Origin of the sequence: Proteiniclasticum ruminis, from assembly GCF_900115135.1 — a bacterium.
Lineage (GTDB): Bacteria > Bacillota > Clostridia > Clostridiales > Clostridiaceae > Proteiniclasticum > Proteiniclasticum ruminis_A.
The window spans coordinates 185,124-200,734 of sequence record NZ_FOVK01000002.1; the positions used below are offsets into that span (position 1 = coordinate 185,124).

Here is a 15,611-nt window from a genome sequence, read left to right on the forward strand (position 1 = left end):
GAATTGGAGGTATATGATGCAGACAATAAACTACAGGATATTGGAAGAAAAAGCGAAAGAAATCAGAATGATGATTCTTGAGCAGATTGCGGTTCCCGGACAGGGACATGTGGGTGGAAGTTTTTCCTCAGTGGAAGTGATGGTGGCTTTGTATAACGGAATCATGAACATTGATCCTGAAAATCCCCAGATGGAGAATAGAGACAGGTTCGTACTTTCCAAAGGCCATGCAGGACCAGGACTGTATGCAGTGCTTGCGGAGCGGGGCTATTTTGACAGAAAGATGCTCCTGACCCTGAACCAGTCCAATACCAATCTGCCCAGCCATGCAGATATGAATAGGACTCCTGGGGTGGACATGACCACAGGCTCCCTGGGACAGGGAATCTCCTGTGCAGTGGGAATGGCCTATGCGTCCAAGCTGAAGGAAGATGGAGCGACCGTTTACTGCATGGTAGGAGATGGAGAAGCACAAGAAGGACAGGTATGGGAAGCAGCTCTGGCAGCGGCAAACTTCAAGCTGGACAACCTGGTGGTGTTCATGGACTACAACAAACTGCAGCTGGATGGAAGCCTTGAAGATATAGTGGATATGGGCAACATGGAAAAGAAATGGGAAGCTTTCGGTTTTGATACCTACAGCATCGACGGACACTGCTACGAGGAAATCTTCTCCACGGTGGATAAAGCAAAAACAGTGAAAGGCAAACCCTCTATGATTGTGTTGAACACTGTTAAAGGAAAAGGAGTCAAGTCTATTGAGGATCTGGGATTCAAAAACCACAGCATGCCCGTGACCAAAGAACTAATTGAGGAAGCGAATGTAGAACTGTTTGGAAGGAGCGATCGAACATGGCTGTAACAGAAATGAGAAAAGTACTGGCAGACACACTTCAAGAGATGATGAAAACGGATGATCGGATTGTGGTCATGGATGCGGATCTTGCCACAGCCAATGGCACCTTCGGCCTTCGGAAGGTTTATCCGGATCGCGCCATCGATGTGGGCATCAGCGAAGCTAATATGGCGAGCATGGCTGCCGGGATGTCAGCCTATGGTATGAAGCCCTATATCGTCACATTCACAGCATTTGCCTCCAGAAGAATTGCCGATCAGCTGGCCATATCCTGCTCCTATGCCCGTCAGGATGTCAAAATCATCGCCACGGATGCCGGAGTCACCGCACAGACCAACGGTGGCACCCATATGTCCCTGGAAGATATCGGTATTGTGAGAAGTATTCCAGGCACAGTGGTCCTCGACCTCATCGATGGGGTGCAGCTGAAGAAAGCGTTGCCTGTGATTCATGACTATAAAGGGGTCGTTTATGTGAGAATGGTCCGGAAGGAGACGCCGGATGTCTTTGATGACAGCTATGAGTTTGACCTGTTCAAAGGAAAATGCATCAAGGAAGGAAAAGATCTGACTCTCATTGCCACCGGAATGATGGTGCATGAAGCGTTGGAAGCGGATAAAATCCTTCAGGCTGAAGGTATTGACGCTGAAATCATTGCAATCCACTGCATCAAACCTCTGGACGAGGACATTGTGGTGCAGAGTGCAAAGAAAACCGGAAAAGTGATGACACTGGAGAACCACAACATCCATGGAGGGCTCTACAGTGCAGTGACAGAGGTCCTCGCAAGAAAATGTCCTGTTTCCGTTGTCCCTATAGGCATTCAGGATCACTTCGGAGAAGTTGGTAAAACCAGATTCCTCATGGAAAAATACGGTCTCAACAAGGAAAAAATTGTAGAGGAAGCAAAAAATCTTCTGAAATAAATCTGAATAGTTGAAAAGTTCAATTTTCAGCGGAAGCAATCTGAACCAATTGAAGGTTACATTTCAAATCCGAATCAAGTATATTGATATCAACAGATGTAAACCTTTAAATCTAACAAATTGGAAGGTATCAGTTATGATTGAAAAAATATTAACAAAAGACTTTGTCCGTACTGGCGTATCAGCCAGTGACTGGAAAGAAGCGATTCATGAAGGGGTAAAACCTCTTCTGGAAAAGGGGTATATTGAAGAACGCTATGAAGAAGCGATTCTGGAGAACTTCAAAGAGCTGGGTCCCTATATGGTCATCGCACCAGGAGTGGTCTTATCCCACGCACGCCCTGAAAATGGCGTGGTTCAGATGGGAATGAGCATTGTCAATCTTCTGGAAGGTGTGAAGTTCGGCCATGAAACCAACGACCCGGTTTATCTTGTGATTACCCTGGCTGCTTCAGACAACACATCTCATCTGGAACTTCTCAGAGAGCTCATGGGCATTCTGATGGAAGATACCAAGCTTCACACGCTGAAGTTTGAGAAGGACCTTCAAAAGGTTCTGGCATTATTTCATTCATAAAAAAATGGAAAGGAGGAACGAAAATGAAAATACTTGTTTGCTGTGGAAGTGGACTGGGATCCAGCTTCATGATTGAAATGAATGTGCAGGCGGCTCTTAAGGCTATTGGCGCACCATCCAGCGTATCTGTGGATCATGCGGACTTAGGCTCTGCAAAAGGATACTTTGCGGATTTGTACATTGGCACAAGAGACATTGCACCAGAACTGGAAACCATTGGAAAGCCGGTGATTTCTCTCGACAATATGCTGGACAAGAAAGAGCTCGAAACAAAGCTCGAAGCAAAACTGAAAGAACTTAATGTGATTTAACTGCGATTTTAACTGTAAGGAGGATGTAATTATGCTTCAATTTTTACTTGACATTCTAAGTACCCCCGCAATACTAGTTGGTTTAGTTGCTATGGTAGGTCTTATCGCTCTTCAGAAGCCTGCTTCTGAAATCATCAAAGGTACCATCAAAACCATCATGGGCTTTCTGGTCCTTGGTGGTGGTGCAGATATCGTTGTTGGCGCACTGAACCAGTTTGGCATTATGTTTCAGGAAGGCTTCGGTATTGCTGGAATCGTTCCGAACAATGAGGCGATTGTTGCTCAGGCACTGCAGGAATACGGTACACAAACCGCACTTATTATGGCTTTTGGTATGGTAGCAAATATTATCATTGCTCGATTTACCCCTCTGAAGTACATATTCCTGACAGGACACCATACACTCTACATGGCTTGTATGATTGCTGCGATTCTTGTGGCAGGAGGTGTAGAAGGAGTTGCTCTTGTTGTAAGTGGTTCAATTATTCTAGGGTTTGTTATGGTGCTCTCACCGGCTCTTGTTCAACCAACAATGCGAAAAATTACAGGATCAGATGAGATTGGATTTGGACACTTCAGCGCCCTAGGCTATTGGCTCTCTGCTCAAGTTGGTAAAGTAGTAGGTAAGGGGTCCAAATCTACTGAAGAAATGAACTTTCCAAAATGGCTTCTTTTTATGAGAGATACTTCTGTCGCAATATCACTCACTATGGGTATTCTGTACCTCGTCGTTGCAGTGGCTGCAGGCCCTGAGTTTGTCCAGAGTCAGTTAAGTGGTGGACAGAACTTCATCATTTTCTCTCTGCTTAAAGCAATCACCTTTGCTGGTGGAGTGTTTGTAATTCTTTCTGGTGTTCGTCTCATTCTTGGAGAGATCGTTCCTGCCTTTAAAGGAATTGCAACCAAGATTGTACCAAACGCAAAACCAGCGCTGGACTGCCCAGTGGTGTTCCCATATGCGCCAAACGCAGTTATCATCGGATTCCTTTCCAGCTTTGTGGGCGGTATCCTTGGTATGGTTATCCTCATCGCACTGGATGCGCCAGTGATTCTTCCAGGTGTTGTACCTCACTTCTTCACAGGAGCTACCGCAGGTGTCTTCGGTAACGCCACAGGAGGAAGAAGAGGAGCTGTTCTTGGATCTATTGCCAATGGACTGCTGATCACATTCCTGCCAGTACTGCTGATGCCAGTACTTGGAAACCTCGGATTTGCTAATACCACATTCAGCGATGCTGACTTTGGAATCGTTGGTATCATCCTTGGAAATATCTTAAGACTGTTCAACTAGAAAAAAACATAAGAAAAGGTCCTCTTCATAAAACTGAAGGGGACCTTTTTGTACATATTGAAAATGATCCAGTTTACTTACTTGTTTTCCATCGATTTTATCACTTTGGACAGGGAGAAAAATTCTTCTTCAAGAGTACGGAGCTCTTCTTTCCTCGCCATCAGCATCCGATGGGAGAGCTCCGCCTGCCTCATTTTTAGAAGAAGAATGTTTTCCTCCTCGTTAGGCTTTTCCTCTCTTTCCAGATATTCTGTGAGGGTCCCTGGAAACCGTGTGAGCTGTTTATCTTTCAGATGCCAAATTTCTTTAGCCACCTGCTTCATGAAATAGCGGTCATGGGTAATGAGAAGCATGGCGCCTTCATAGTCTTTTAAGGCTTCCTCAAAGACTTCTTTGGTTTCCAGATCCAGAAAATTGGTCGGCTCATCCAGGATGAGAAGGTTGCATCTCGTGAGAAGGAGCCGAAGAAGAGATACCCTCAGTTTCTCTCCATAGCTTAAGTGCTTCATGGGAAGAAATACAGAGTCTCCTTTGATCTTCAGTCCACCCAGAAAATTTCGTATGTCACTTTCTACTGGGTGCAGAGGAAGAAGAAGCTCCAGTGGTGTTTCCTCCTCATTGAAGCCTGTGAGCTCCTGAGAGAGATACCCGAGCTTCACCGATGGGGAGACTGTGACCGTTCCTTCATGAGAAAGTTCACCAAGAAGAATTTTCATCAAGGTGGTTTTACCCGCCCCATTTTCGCCCAGAAGTCCGATCTTATTCTCCCGCCTGATTTCTAACGAGATGTCCTGAAAAAGAACCCGGTCAAAGGCTTTTCCAAGACCTTCCCCACGAAGAAGCACCGGGGGTGTTTTCTCCTCGGAAGTGAGAAATGACAGCTTCACTTCTTTTTCCGAGGTGGGTTTTTCTTTCACCTCCAAGAGTTCGATGCGCTTTCGCATGGACTTTGCTTTCTTCTGGAGCTGTTTGTTTCTTCCCCGAAGATAATCGTTCTGAGACAGGGTCTCCATTTTGTTCGCCTTTTGGGAGATTCCTTGGGCTGCAGCTTCCAGAGCTTTTTTCTTTCTGGTGTATTCCACATATTCCATGTTCTCACGGGCCATGTCTTCGTCCCGCTTTTTCTTGAAAGCGGTATAATTTCCGGTATATTTTTTGAGCTTTCCTTTTTCCAGATGATAGATCTTAGAGACACTATGATCGAGAAACTCCCGGTCATGGGAGATGAGAAGCACCGCACCATCGTACTCTTTCAGAAATTCCTCCAGGGCTTTGATGCTTTCCACATCCAGAAAGTTTGTAGGTTCATCCAGAAGCAGCAGAGGAGGAAGCTCTTTGATGGCATGGATGAAGGCGAGTTTTGTCTTTTCGCCACCACTCATGTGCTGAAATGGAGTATGCAGCAGCTCCTTCATTCTGAAGGCATCCATGAGTTTCAGGACTCTCTTGTCGTAGCTTTGGGATTCTTCGAGCAGTTTTTTCAGCGTGGATTCCTCTAAAGCCGACTGCTGATGGAGATGGCCATAGGGGACAAGAATCTTCCCGTAGCCTTTTTCTGGAGAAAGATCCCCCAGAAGGATCTTGAAGATCGTTGTTTTTCCGGACCCGTTTCTTCCTAAAATGCCAATGCGGTCTTTGTCGTGGATCTCCAAGGAGATGTTATGAAAAAGGTCCTTGGCTGGAAAGTTCAGGGTCACAGTTTTTAATTGCGCTTTGAGCAAAAAAATCACCTCGTCTATTTTCTGCCTGCCCAAAGCATGGGGAGGCAGAATTATTTGGTTTTATCTGTGATCGCTGTTGTCATCCACATTTGTTCATACCTCCATGTTTTTTTTCAGTATACGGCAAAGACGCTGTAATCTCAAGAAAATAGAGAAAAATCCCGTAGGATAAGAAGAATGTAGTCTTCTGTCCTGCGGGATTCTATCTATAGATTGAATTTCTTGAAAAAGAGAGGATAGAGGAATATGGCGGTGAAGGTCACCAGGAAGTAGCGGAGAAGATCATAAAGAGCTTCCTCTGGGAATACTGCCCCCAGGCCTTCTTTGATGAGGAGAATGAGAAGAATCCCAATCAGCACTCGAAGAACTTTCTTCAAAAGTGTGCCCTTTACCTCAAACTGCACATAGTTCTTTTCTAGAAGGATACCCAGGAAAAAACCGGCATAGGAGCCAAAACTTTTGATAAAGTCCTCAGACCCTGCAAAGAAAAGAGCGGGGATAAAGAGAAGAAAAGTGAAGGTATAGAGCACCTCCGGCTGTATCTTTTTCAGAAGCCTTGCACAGAGAAAAGCGGTAAGGAGTCCTAGAAGAATACCCACCACAGCATCTTTCGGGTAATGAACGCCCAGGTAGATTCTGGAGAGCCCAATGAGAAAGATCAGCACACCAAGGAGGAAGGTGAGCCACTTCTTTTTAAACTCTATCATAAAGGCTCCGCCTGTGGCAGCGCCATTTTGACTGTGGCCGCTGGGAAAGGATTTTCCCGTGGCAGTTTCAGGACGAAGGGTTCGGATGCCTTCTTCACCAATGGGGCGTTCAAAGGAGAACATCTCTTTCAGGGTATTGTTCAGAAGAAGACTTGTGAACACGGTATAAGCGAGGGTTTCTCCGAATTTCTTATTGATCGTCCAGTAGATGATGGCCAGAAGCGGCACCATAAACAGCTCCTCTCCAAAGATGGTGATGCCCTCAAAGAAGGCATCCAGAAAAGGTGTATGTATACTTTGCACTGCGCGGATGAGATCCAGTTCCATGTCATTTCCTCCAGTATTTTTTAGAGTTTACCTCTATTGTAGCGGTTCTTCAGAAGTTTTCAACAGTCATGAATTTCCCATTGTTTCTCAATGAGAATCAATGAGAATGAATGTCGCTCTCATTTAATAAGAATGAATATTAAATTATAACAATTCTATTTACAGATAATTATTTCTAGAGTATGATGAAGGTAAGAACAAATGCCCTGCCATTTCGGGGAATTCAGGCAGGAAGAAAGGGGAAAGAAAAATGGACGGTGTGGTAACGGAAAATAAAGATTTTATGAGTAAAATAAGACCTCATCTGGAACTGATCAATGCAGCAGTCAGTGGTGTGCTGATTCTTCTGGGGTGGTATCTTTTAACTGCCAAAGAAGAATCACGAGCCATTCCTGTGATCTTCATCCTGGCCTATGCCATTGGAGGATATTATAAAGCAAAAGAGGGGTTCTTTGAGACCTTTAAGCAAAGAAGGCTTAATGTGGAGCTTTTGATGATTTTGGCTGCCATAGGCTCAGCCGTCATTGGCTACTGGATGGAAGGGGCGATCCTCATCTTCATCTTTGGCCTCAGTGGTGCCTTAGAAACCTATACCATGAACAAAAGCCATAAGGAGATTTCAGCTCTGATGAACCTTCAGCCAGAAGAAGCTGTGAGGATTTTAGATGATATGGAGGAGACGGTTTCTGTGAAGATGCTCCGTGTAGGAGATCTGCTTCTTGTGAAACCCGGCGAAAGGATTCCAACCGATGGAAAAATCATAGAAGGTGTCAGTGCCATCGATGAAGCTGCCATCACAGGAGAGTCTATTCCAGTGACGAGAGGACCTGGGGATGAGGTTTATGCAAGTACTGTCAATCTGCGGGGAAGTCTTAAGATTGAGATGACCAAAGCCAGTGATGAAACTCTGTTCAGTAAGATCATTGCCTTGGTGCAAAATGCCCAGAGTGAGAAGTCTCCTTCCCAGCAGACCATTGAAAAGTATGAAGGGCCTTATGTGTCTGTGGTGCTGATTTCGGTGGTTCTCATGATGTTTCTGCCAAGAGTTCTCTTACAGTGGACCTTTGAGGAGTCTTTCTATAGAGCCATGGTGCTGCTTGTTGTAGCCTCTCCTTGCGCTCTGGTGGCCTCTGTGACGCCAGCGACCCTTGCAGCCATAGCCAATGGGGCCAAAAATGGTATCCTCTTCAAAGGAGGCGTCCATCTGGAGAATCTATCAAAAATCAAGGCTGTGGCCTTTGACAAAACAGGAACCCTCACCAAAGGAAAGCCGGAAGTGACGGATGTGGTTCTTTGCAGCCATGTGGACCGGGAAGACTTTCTTGTGAAGATTGGAGATATCGAAAGATATTCCACCCATCCTCTTGCAGGTGCGGTGGTAAGTTATGTGAAGAAAGAGACGGAGAAAACCTTTGAAGGGGTCATCTCGGAAATGGAAGACATTGCAGGATTTGGTGTCAAAGCCAGAATGGATGGAATGCTCTATAAAATGGGAAATAGAGCCTTTGTGGATGGAGAACAGGGAAAACCCTTTATGCTGGACACCGTGGATAAACTGGCTCATGAGGGAAAGACCGTCATCTATGTGAGAGATGAGAAGGAGTTTTTAGGGATCATTGCACTGAAAGACGTGGTGCGGGAAGATGCAATCCTTGCCGTGGAAGCGCTTCATAAACTTGGCATCAAGAGCGTCATGCTTACAGGGGACCATGAGAAGACAGCAGAAGCCATTGCCAGAGAAACGGGTATTGATGTCTATGTGGCAGGATGCCTGCCAGAGAAGAAAGCCGATGAAATCAAAAGATTGGAAGAGACTTTGGGGAAAGTGGCCATGGTGGGAGACGGCATCAATGATGCACCAGCTCTAGCCACCGCCACGGTAGGCATCTCCATGGGGGAAGGCAGTGATGTAGCCATGGAAACGGCGGATGTGGTGCTGATGAAAAATTATCTTCCTAGAATTGCGGATACTGTAAGACTTTCCAAGAGGATGAACCGCATTGTGAAGCAGAATATGCTTTTTTCCGTACTGGTGATCCTGACGCTCATCGCGTCCAATTTTCTGCAGCAGGTGAATCTCCCCATCGGGGTGGTGTTCCATGAAGGAAGCACCCTCCTTGTGATCCTTAACGGACTGAGGCTTTTGAAAAACTGATGTTGTAGAAGGAGACTACTATGAAGATTGAACATGCAGCTCTTTATACAGAAGATCTGGAGAGGATGAGAAGCTTCTTTATGAAGTATTTTGAAGCCTCTTCCAATGAACTGTACCATAATCCCAAAACGGGGTTTACCTCATACTTTCTTTCCTTTCAGGAAGGCGCGAGGCTGGAAATCATGAACAAGCCTCAAATGGAGAAGACTGGGGATGCTCTTCTAAGAACAGGGTTCATCCATCTTGCCTTCAGTGTGGGGTCAAAAGAAAAGGTGGATGTATTGACAGAAACCTTGAGAAAAGGGGGCTATGAAGTCCTAAGTGGTCCCAGGATTACGGGGGATGGATATTATGAGAGTCTCATTCTAGGGCCTGAAAGAATTCAGATTGAAATCACCGAGTAAGAAAGATGAAATAAGGAAGTTCGTGATTGGCTTAAAGAAATAGCACAAAGAAAAAACTCCAAAGCATACAGCTCTGGAGTTTTTCTCGTTGATGGTGCCGGTGGCCGGGGTCGAACCGGCACGGTATCACTACCACGGGATTTTGAGTCCCGCACGTCTGCCAATTCCATCACACCGGCATAGGTAATTTAACTTACTTAAAGATGATACCACAGAAGACTTCAGAAAATCAAGGGGCAGAAAAAAGAAAAACGGCCTGTCAGGTCACTTTCAAGGGATTCAAAAAGAAGGGTTCTCGTGCTACTATAGAGGAGATAAAGCGCAGGGGGGAAATAGATTTATGGATATATTTTTGGATAAGGCACTTCAAAAGGGAGTAGATGTGGCGCCTCTGGGGCAGGTAGCAACCTATATACCGGAACTGGCCAAAGGAAGCGTCTCTGATGTGGGGTTTGCTCTGATGGATCTGGATGGACATATGTATACAAGGGGCCAAGCGGAAAAGAACTTCACACTGCAGAGCATCACCAAGGTGATCACACTGCTTCTTGCGCTGGAGGACCTGGGGAAGGAAAAAGTCTTCACCCATGTGCACATGGAGCCCACAGGAGATCCTTTCAACTCCATCATGTCCTTTGAGGTGAAAAACCCGGAGAAGCCCTTTAATCCCATGATCAACGCAGGAGCCATGGTGGTGACCTCTCTTATTAAAGGAGAAACCAAGGAAGAGAAGATCAGAAGGATCCTGGAATTTTCTGGAAAGCTCATGGGAAAAGAAGAAGTACGATTTGACCAGGAAGTGTACCTGTCCGAGAAAGAGACAGGGCATCGGAACAGAAGCCTCGCCTACTTCATGAAAAGCACTGGCATCATGAAAGGGGATGTGGAGGATATTCTGGATCTTTATTTCATGCAGTGCTCCATCCTTGGAAACTGTGTGGACATTGCCTGTATTGGTGCAGTGCTTGCCTCCAATGGCATTCATCCCATCACCAAAGAACGTGTGGTGAAGAAAGAGCATGCAAGGATCGTCAAAACCATCATGACCACTTGTGGCATGTATGATGCTTCCGGCGAGTTTGCCGTAGCCTGCGGGATTCCTGCAAAGTCCGGTGTGGGCGGCGGTGTTCTCGGAGCAGTGCCAGGCCGCTATGGCGTGGGTGTTTTTGGACCAGCTTTGGACAAAAAAGGAAACTCCATTGCAGGTATTGAGATGCTCATCAGTCTTTCCAAGGATTTAGATTTCACCATATTTTAAAGATATTTTACTCAAAAACTCACAGTTTATTAGGAATCTTTTCGGAAGATTCCTATTTTTTATGCCCTTATCTAGGCTATAATGGAAGATAGAAACACTGAAAGAAGAGGTGATCTGATGCTACGATTTCTTGATGCGGGAGAATCCCACGGAAGAGGACTTTGCGCCGTGCTGGAAGGCCTTCCAGCCAATTTTCCCGTGAATATAGAGAACATCAATAAAGAACTGGAGAGAAGGCAGAAGGGGTATGGCCGCGGAGGCCGCATGAAGATTGAGAAGGACTCTGTGGAGATCATCTCAGGTCTGTCAGAGGGTAAAACCACAGGTGCACCCATGACCCTTCTCATTCAGAACAGAGACTATGAGAACTGGCGTCTGAAGTCCCAAGAAGAAACCTTTGTCTCCATACCAAGACCGGGGCATGCGGATCTTACTGGAGAATACAAATATGCCACAGGAAACCTGAGAAACAGCATTGAAAGAAGCTCCGCCAGAGAAACCGCCATTAGAACGGCTGTGGGCGCTGTCTGTAAGGAAGTGCTGAAAGAACTTGGCGTTACAATCCGGTCCAAGGTCCAGACCCTCTATGGGCTCAATGACACCTTCTGCGACCTCTTTGACGATGGCCTTTATGATCTCATAGAGAAGAGTCCCATGAGGGTCCTGCGGCATCAGGAGGAGTTCATGGCTTTGGTGGACTCCGCCAAGAAAAACGGCGATTCCTTAGGTGGATGGGTCTACGCTTCCTGTGAGGGGGTCATGAAAGGCCTCGGGTCCTTCATGCATTATGACAGAAGACTGGATGGGATCCTCTCTGGCGCGCTCATGTCCATACAGGGCGTCAAGCAGGTATCCATAGGCAATCCCTTCTACATCGCCACAGGGGCCATGTACCATGACGGCATCACCTATGAGGATGGGAAGATCGTCCGCACCTCCAACCATGCCGGAGGCATTGAGGGGGGCATCTCCAACGGAGAGCAGCTGGAAGTCTACTGCTATATGAAGCCCATTCCAAGCCTTCTTCTGAAGCTCCCATCCATTGATCTCAAGACCAGGAAGAACTCTGACTCCAGGTATGAGAGAAGCGATGTGACAGCGGTGGTGCCGCTTTCCATAGTGGTGGAGCATGTGCTGGCCTTTGAGCTTTTAAAAGAAATACTGAACACTTTCTCCAGGGACAACAAAGAGGAGCTTCTTGCGGCCATTGAAGTGAGAAAGATAAGAATAGGAGAAATTTATGAAAAGACTACTGATTATTGACGGCAACAGCATCATGAACCGTGCCTTTTATGCGAACCCGAACTTTATGACCTCCAAGGGACAGCATACTGGAGCCATTTACGGATTCATCAATATGATGATGAAGATCCGGGGAGATCTCAATCCGGACTATGTGGTCTGTGCTTTTGATAGAAAAGCACCCACCTTCCGGCACCTGGAGTATGACGCCTATAAAGCGGGAAGAAAGAGAATGCCCGAAGAGCTGGCTACCCAGTTTCCCATTCTGAAAGAGATTCTCGGCTACATGGCCGTGGACATCATGGAGATCGACGGTTTTGAGGCGGATGATCTCATCGGAACCCTGTCCAAACTCGCAGAAGAAGATGGGGATGAAGTCTATGTGCTTTCTGGAGATAAGGATACGCTGCAGCTGGCTTCGGAGAAGACCAAAGTGGTCATCACCAAAAAAGGTGTCAGTGTTGTCGAAACCTACGATGAGAAGAAGTTCATGGAAGAGTTTGAGATTACCCCCACCCAGTTCATTGACGTGAAAGGGCTCATGGGAGATCCTTCAGACAACATCAAAGGCGTGCCTGGCATTGGAGAAAAAACAGCCTTCAAGCTCATCAAGGAATACGGATCCATTGAAAACCTTCTGGAGAATGTGGAGTCTGTCACCATGAAGAAAGTCCGGGAGAATTTAATCGAGTATCAGGAAGATGCCATCTTCTCCAAGCGCCTTGCCACCATCATCCGGGATGTGCAGATTGATCTGGATCTGGAGCAGTTCAGAAGTGATGACGGATATGACGAGAATGCGCTTCGGAAAATGTTCTCGGAGCTGGAGTTTAAGAGCCTCCTTTCAAAGCTCTCCATTACACCGGAGGAAAAGAAAGAGGAAGAGCCTCTGGAAAAGATTCCCTATGTGGAGGTGAAAGATGCGGAAGGTCTGAAAGACGGTCTGAAAGAGCTGAAAAAGACCCTGGGAGAGGATCCGCTGTCGGTGCTCTTTTCTGTGCACCATGCTGCCAAGCTCTCAGAAAGAACCATGCAGTGGATGGTCCTTTCCTCCAAAGAGACCAGTCTCTATCTTCATACAGAGGAGCTTTTCAAAGAGGAGTCCGCTGTGGCACTTCTAAAGGACCTACTGGAAGAGGAGAGCGTAAAGAAAATCTCCTTTGACATGAAAGACGGAGTTACAGTTTTAAGAAGACTGGGCATTCTAGTTGCGGGCATTCATTTTGATGCGAACCTTGCGGCGTATCTCCTGGAGCCTGCCGATGGGAAGCTTCAGCTTCAGGATCTGATGCTGAAGGTTCTTCCAGACATTCGGGTACCGGAAGGGACAGACAAAGAGATTTTCCTTGGCAGAAGGCTTTATGAACTGTATGAGAAGCAGTACAAGGAAATGGAAGAAACAGAGCTTCTGCCGCTCTTTTATGAAGTGGAGCTGCCGCTGACGTCCATCCTTGCGGATATGGAGATCGAAGGGTTCCATGTGGATGAGAAGCTTCTTGATGAGATGAATGTGACCTTTAAAAAAGACATCGATGCCCTGGAAGCGGAAATTTATGAGCTGGCGGGAGAATCCTTCAACATCAACTCGCCGAAGCAGCTGGGTGTGATTCTTTTTGAAAAACTGGACCTTCCTGTGATCAAGAAGACCAAGACCGGATACTCCACCAATGTGGAAGTTCTGGAAGCATTGAAAGACAAACATGAGATTGTGGAAAAAATCATGCAGTACCGGACGGTGACGAAGATTTTCAGCACCTACATTGTAGGGCTGAAATCCGCCATTGATGAGGACGGCAGGATCCACTCCACCTTCAATCAGACTTTGGCCACCACCGGAAGACTGTCCAGCACAGAGCCAAATCTTCAGAACATCCCCATCAAACATGAGATGGGCAGAGCCGTGAGAAAGGTCTTCATCCCCCATGATGAGGAGTCTGTGCTGGTGTCCTGCGACTACTCCCAGATTGAGCTGAGAGTGCTGGCCCATATATCAGGAGATGAAAAAATGATCGAGGCCTATAATGAAGGCATCGACATCCATACCAAAACGGCTTCAGAAGTCTTTGGGGTTCCTCTGGAAGAGGTGACCTACAAGGAAAGAAGCAGCGCCAAGGCTGTGAACTTCGGCATCATCTATGGCATGAGCGATTTCAGCCTGGCTGGAGATCTGGGCATCACAAGAAAAGAAGCCAAGGAATATATGGACATCTACTTCTCCAGATACCCCAAGGTCAAAGACTATCTGGACGGTATTGTGGAAGAGGCGAGAGAAAAGGGCTTTGTGAAGACCATCATGAACCGAAGGCGCTATATTCCAGAGATCCATGAGAGGAACAAGATCGTTCAGGCAGCAGGGGTCCGCCTTGCTATGAACAGCCCCATCCAGGGCAGTGCGGCGGATATCATGAAAATGGCCATGGTGAAGGTCTATGAGGCGCTGAAGGAGAAGAACCTTCATTCCAGGCTCATCCTTCAGGTCCATGACGAACTCATTGTAAACACCAAAAAGAGCGAGCTGGAGACCGTGAAGGCGCTTCTGAAAGAGGAAATGGAACAGGCAGTGACCTTGAAGGTGAAGCTTTCTGCGGAGGAATCCGTGGGCGAAACCTGGTTCGACTGTTAAGAGGGCATTTTTATGAGAATTGGACTGACAGGAGGCATTGCTTCGGGTAAAAGCACCGTGTCCCTCTATCTGGCCTCTTTAGGTATCGAAATCATTGACGGGGATCTTCTAGCAAGAGAAGTTCTGGTGCTTTATCCGGAGATCCTTGCGTATCTGAAGGATACTTATGGCGACCTCATTTTTCTGGAAGGCCAGCTGGACAGAAGAGCCTTGGGCAGAATCATCTTTCAGGATGAGAAGAAAAAGAAAGCCTATCTTGATGTCATCATGCCGAAGATTATTGAGGAAGCAAGAAAAAGGCTGAAGAAAGCCAAGGGAAGTTTTGTGGTGCTCGATGCCGCTCTTCTTTTCGAGGAAGGACTGGATCAGGATGTGGATGTCACCGTGACGGTCTTTGTTCCCTATGAAGTGCAGATTAAGAGGCTTCTTCAGCGGGATCCTCTGACAGTTTCGGAGGCTGTTTCAAGAATCCAAAGTCAGATGCCTTTGGAAGAGAAGAGGAGAAGAGCCAATCATGTGGTGGACAACAGCGGGAGCAGAGAAGAAACGTATCAGCAGATCAATGAGATTCTGAAGTCATTGGGCTTTGGAGAAATCAAGGGACAAGAGATTGAAAAAAAGAAAAAAGAAGAAAAATAAAGGCGGAGTGATGTTTCTCCTTCTCCTTTTGGCAGGTTTCCTGTTCTTTTCAGGGAATGTGCTCTACGGCAGACTGTTTCCTCTGGAGCATGAGGATCTCATTGAGAAGTACGCAGAAGAGTATGGGGTGGACCCCTATCTTGTGTATGGCCTGATCCATACAGAATCGAGGTTCCAGACTACGGCCATATCTCCTGCTGGGGCCATGGGACTCATGCAGATTACGCCGGAGACCGGTGATTTTATAGCCAAGAGGCTTCAGATGGAGGACTATGAGGAGAGCATGCTCTATGTGCCGGAAGTGAACATCCGTATGGGCATCTACTACCTGTCCTATCTGGAAGAGAGTTTTCCTGTGAAAGAGACCAGGCTTGCGGCCTATAATGCAGGGCCCAACCGAGTCAAAGGATGGCTTAATGACAGCACGGTAGGAAGTGGAGATCTTCTTCACAGCATTCCTTTTGAGGAGACGAGAAATTATGTGGAGCGCGTGACCTTTCGGGAGAGCATCTACCGGATCCTATATTTCTATAAAGACTTCTAGAAACTTTAAACCCCCAGAAGACTCACGAAT

The 15,611-nt window shown here is 46.6% G+C and carries 14 protein-coding genes and 1 tRNA gene; 12 read left to right on the top strand and 3 right to left on the bottom strand.

Going from position 1 to position 15,611, the window contains the following annotated elements; all coding sequences use genetic code 11:
* Positions 1-16: 16 nt before the first annotated feature.
* The 5 genes from BM243_RS05510 (at position 17) to BM243_RS05530 (ending at position 3,961) form a co-directional block, all read left to right on the top strand.
* Positions 17-862, top strand: a complete 846-nt coding sequence (locus BM243_RS05510) for a transketolase (RefSeq protein ID WP_074911206.1) — start codon at positions 17-19, stop codon at positions 860-862.
* Complete coding sequence (locus tag BM243_RS05515; protein WP_074911208.1) at positions 853-1,782, top strand: transketolase family protein; 930 nt, start codon at positions 853-855, stop codon at positions 1,780-1,782. Before BM243_RS05510 ends, BM243_RS05515 begins: the two co-directional genes overlap by 10 nt.
* 136 nt (positions 1,783-1,918) lie before the next feature.
* Positions 1,919-2,359 carry a PTS sugar transporter subunit IIA gene (locus BM243_RS05520; protein ID WP_074911209.1) on the top strand — a complete coding sequence of 147 codons (441 nt, stop codon included), beginning with the start codon at positions 1,919-1,921 and terminating at the stop codon, positions 2,357-2,359.
* A 23-nt stretch (positions 2,360-2,382) separates the two neighbouring features.
* Positions 2,383-2,670, top strand: a complete 288-nt coding sequence (locus tag BM243_RS05525) for a PTS sugar transporter subunit IIB (protein ID WP_074911211.1) — start codon at positions 2,383-2,385, stop codon at positions 2,668-2,670.
* A 31-nt stretch (positions 2,671-2,701) separates the two neighbouring features.
* Positions 2,702-3,961: a PTS ascorbate transporter subunit IIC gene (locus tag BM243_RS05530; RefSeq protein WP_074911212.1), complete on the top strand. Its 1,260-nt coding sequence runs from the start codon at positions 2,702-2,704 to the stop codon at positions 3,959-3,961.
* A gap of 77 nt (positions 3,962-4,038) precedes the next feature.
* Here the strand turns inward: BM243_RS05530 and abc-f are convergent, their stop codons facing one another.
* Entirely contained in the window at positions 4,039-5,682 is a 1,644-nt protein-coding gene (abc-f, locus tag BM243_RS05535; protein WP_074911214.1) for a ribosomal protection-like ABC-F family protein, read from the bottom strand.
* Between the two features lie 206 nt (positions 5,683-5,888).
* On the bottom strand, positions 5,889-6,716 hold the full coding sequence (locus BM243_RS05540) for a phosphatase PAP2 family protein (RefSeq protein WP_074911216.1): 828 nt from the start codon (positions 6,714-6,716) through the stop codon (positions 5,889-5,891).
* Positions 6,717-6,966: 250 nt separating this feature from the next.
* On the opposite strand from BM243_RS05540, the gene BM243_RS05545 reads away from it, so the two are divergent.
* Together BM243_RS05545 and BM243_RS05550 are read left to right on the top strand one after the other, a co-directional pair.
* Positions 6,967-8,871, top strand: coding sequence for a heavy metal translocating P-type ATPase (locus BM243_RS05545; RefSeq protein WP_074911218.1), 1,905 nt, complete (start codon positions 6,967-6,969; stop codon positions 8,869-8,871).
* Positions 8,872-8,891: 20 nt separating this feature from the next.
* The gene (locus BM243_RS05550) at positions 8,892-9,275 is read left to right on the top strand and encodes a VOC family protein (protein ID WP_074911219.1); all 384 of its coding nucleotides are present in this window, start codon (positions 8,892-8,894) and stop codon (positions 9,273-9,275) included.
* Positions 9,276-9,367: 92 nt separating this feature from the next.
* Here BM243_RS05550 and BM243_RS05555 read toward each other — a convergent pair.
* Positions 9,368-9,454: transfer RNA gene (locus tag BM243_RS05555), tRNA-Leu, on the bottom strand.
* A gap of 161 nt (positions 9,455-9,615) precedes the next feature.
* On the opposite strand from BM243_RS05555, the gene glsA reads away from it, so the two are divergent.
* From glsA to BM243_RS05580, 5 genes are all read left to right on the top strand, one after another.
* Entirely contained in the window at positions 9,616-10,533 is a 918-nt protein-coding gene (glsA, locus tag BM243_RS05560; protein ID WP_074911221.1) for a glutaminase A, read from the top strand.
* 117 nt (positions 10,534-10,650) lie between these two features.
* Positions 10,651-11,796 (top strand): chorismate synthase, encoded by a 1,146-nt coding sequence (gene aroC / locus BM243_RS05565; protein WP_074911536.1) that lies wholly within the window; start codon positions 10,651-10,653, stop codon positions 11,794-11,796.
* Complete coding sequence (gene polA, locus BM243_RS05570; RefSeq protein WP_074911222.1) at positions 11,774-14,398, top strand: DNA polymerase I; 2,625 nt, start codon at positions 11,774-11,776, stop codon at positions 14,396-14,398. The genes aroC and polA overlap by 23 nt, the downstream gene beginning before the upstream one ends.
* Positions 14,399-14,410: 12 nt before the next feature.
* A complete protein-coding gene (coaE, locus tag BM243_RS05575) occupies positions 14,411-15,037 on the top strand; it encodes a dephospho-CoA kinase (RefSeq protein ID WP_074911224.1) in 627 nt (208 codons plus the stop codon).
* Positions 15,009-15,581 (top strand): lytic transglycosylase domain-containing protein, encoded by a 573-nt coding sequence (locus BM243_RS05580; protein WP_083422640.1) that lies wholly within the window; start codon positions 15,009-15,011, stop codon positions 15,579-15,581. Before coaE ends, BM243_RS05580 begins: the two co-directional genes overlap by 29 nt.
* Positions 15,582-15,611 lie beyond the last annotated feature (30 nt).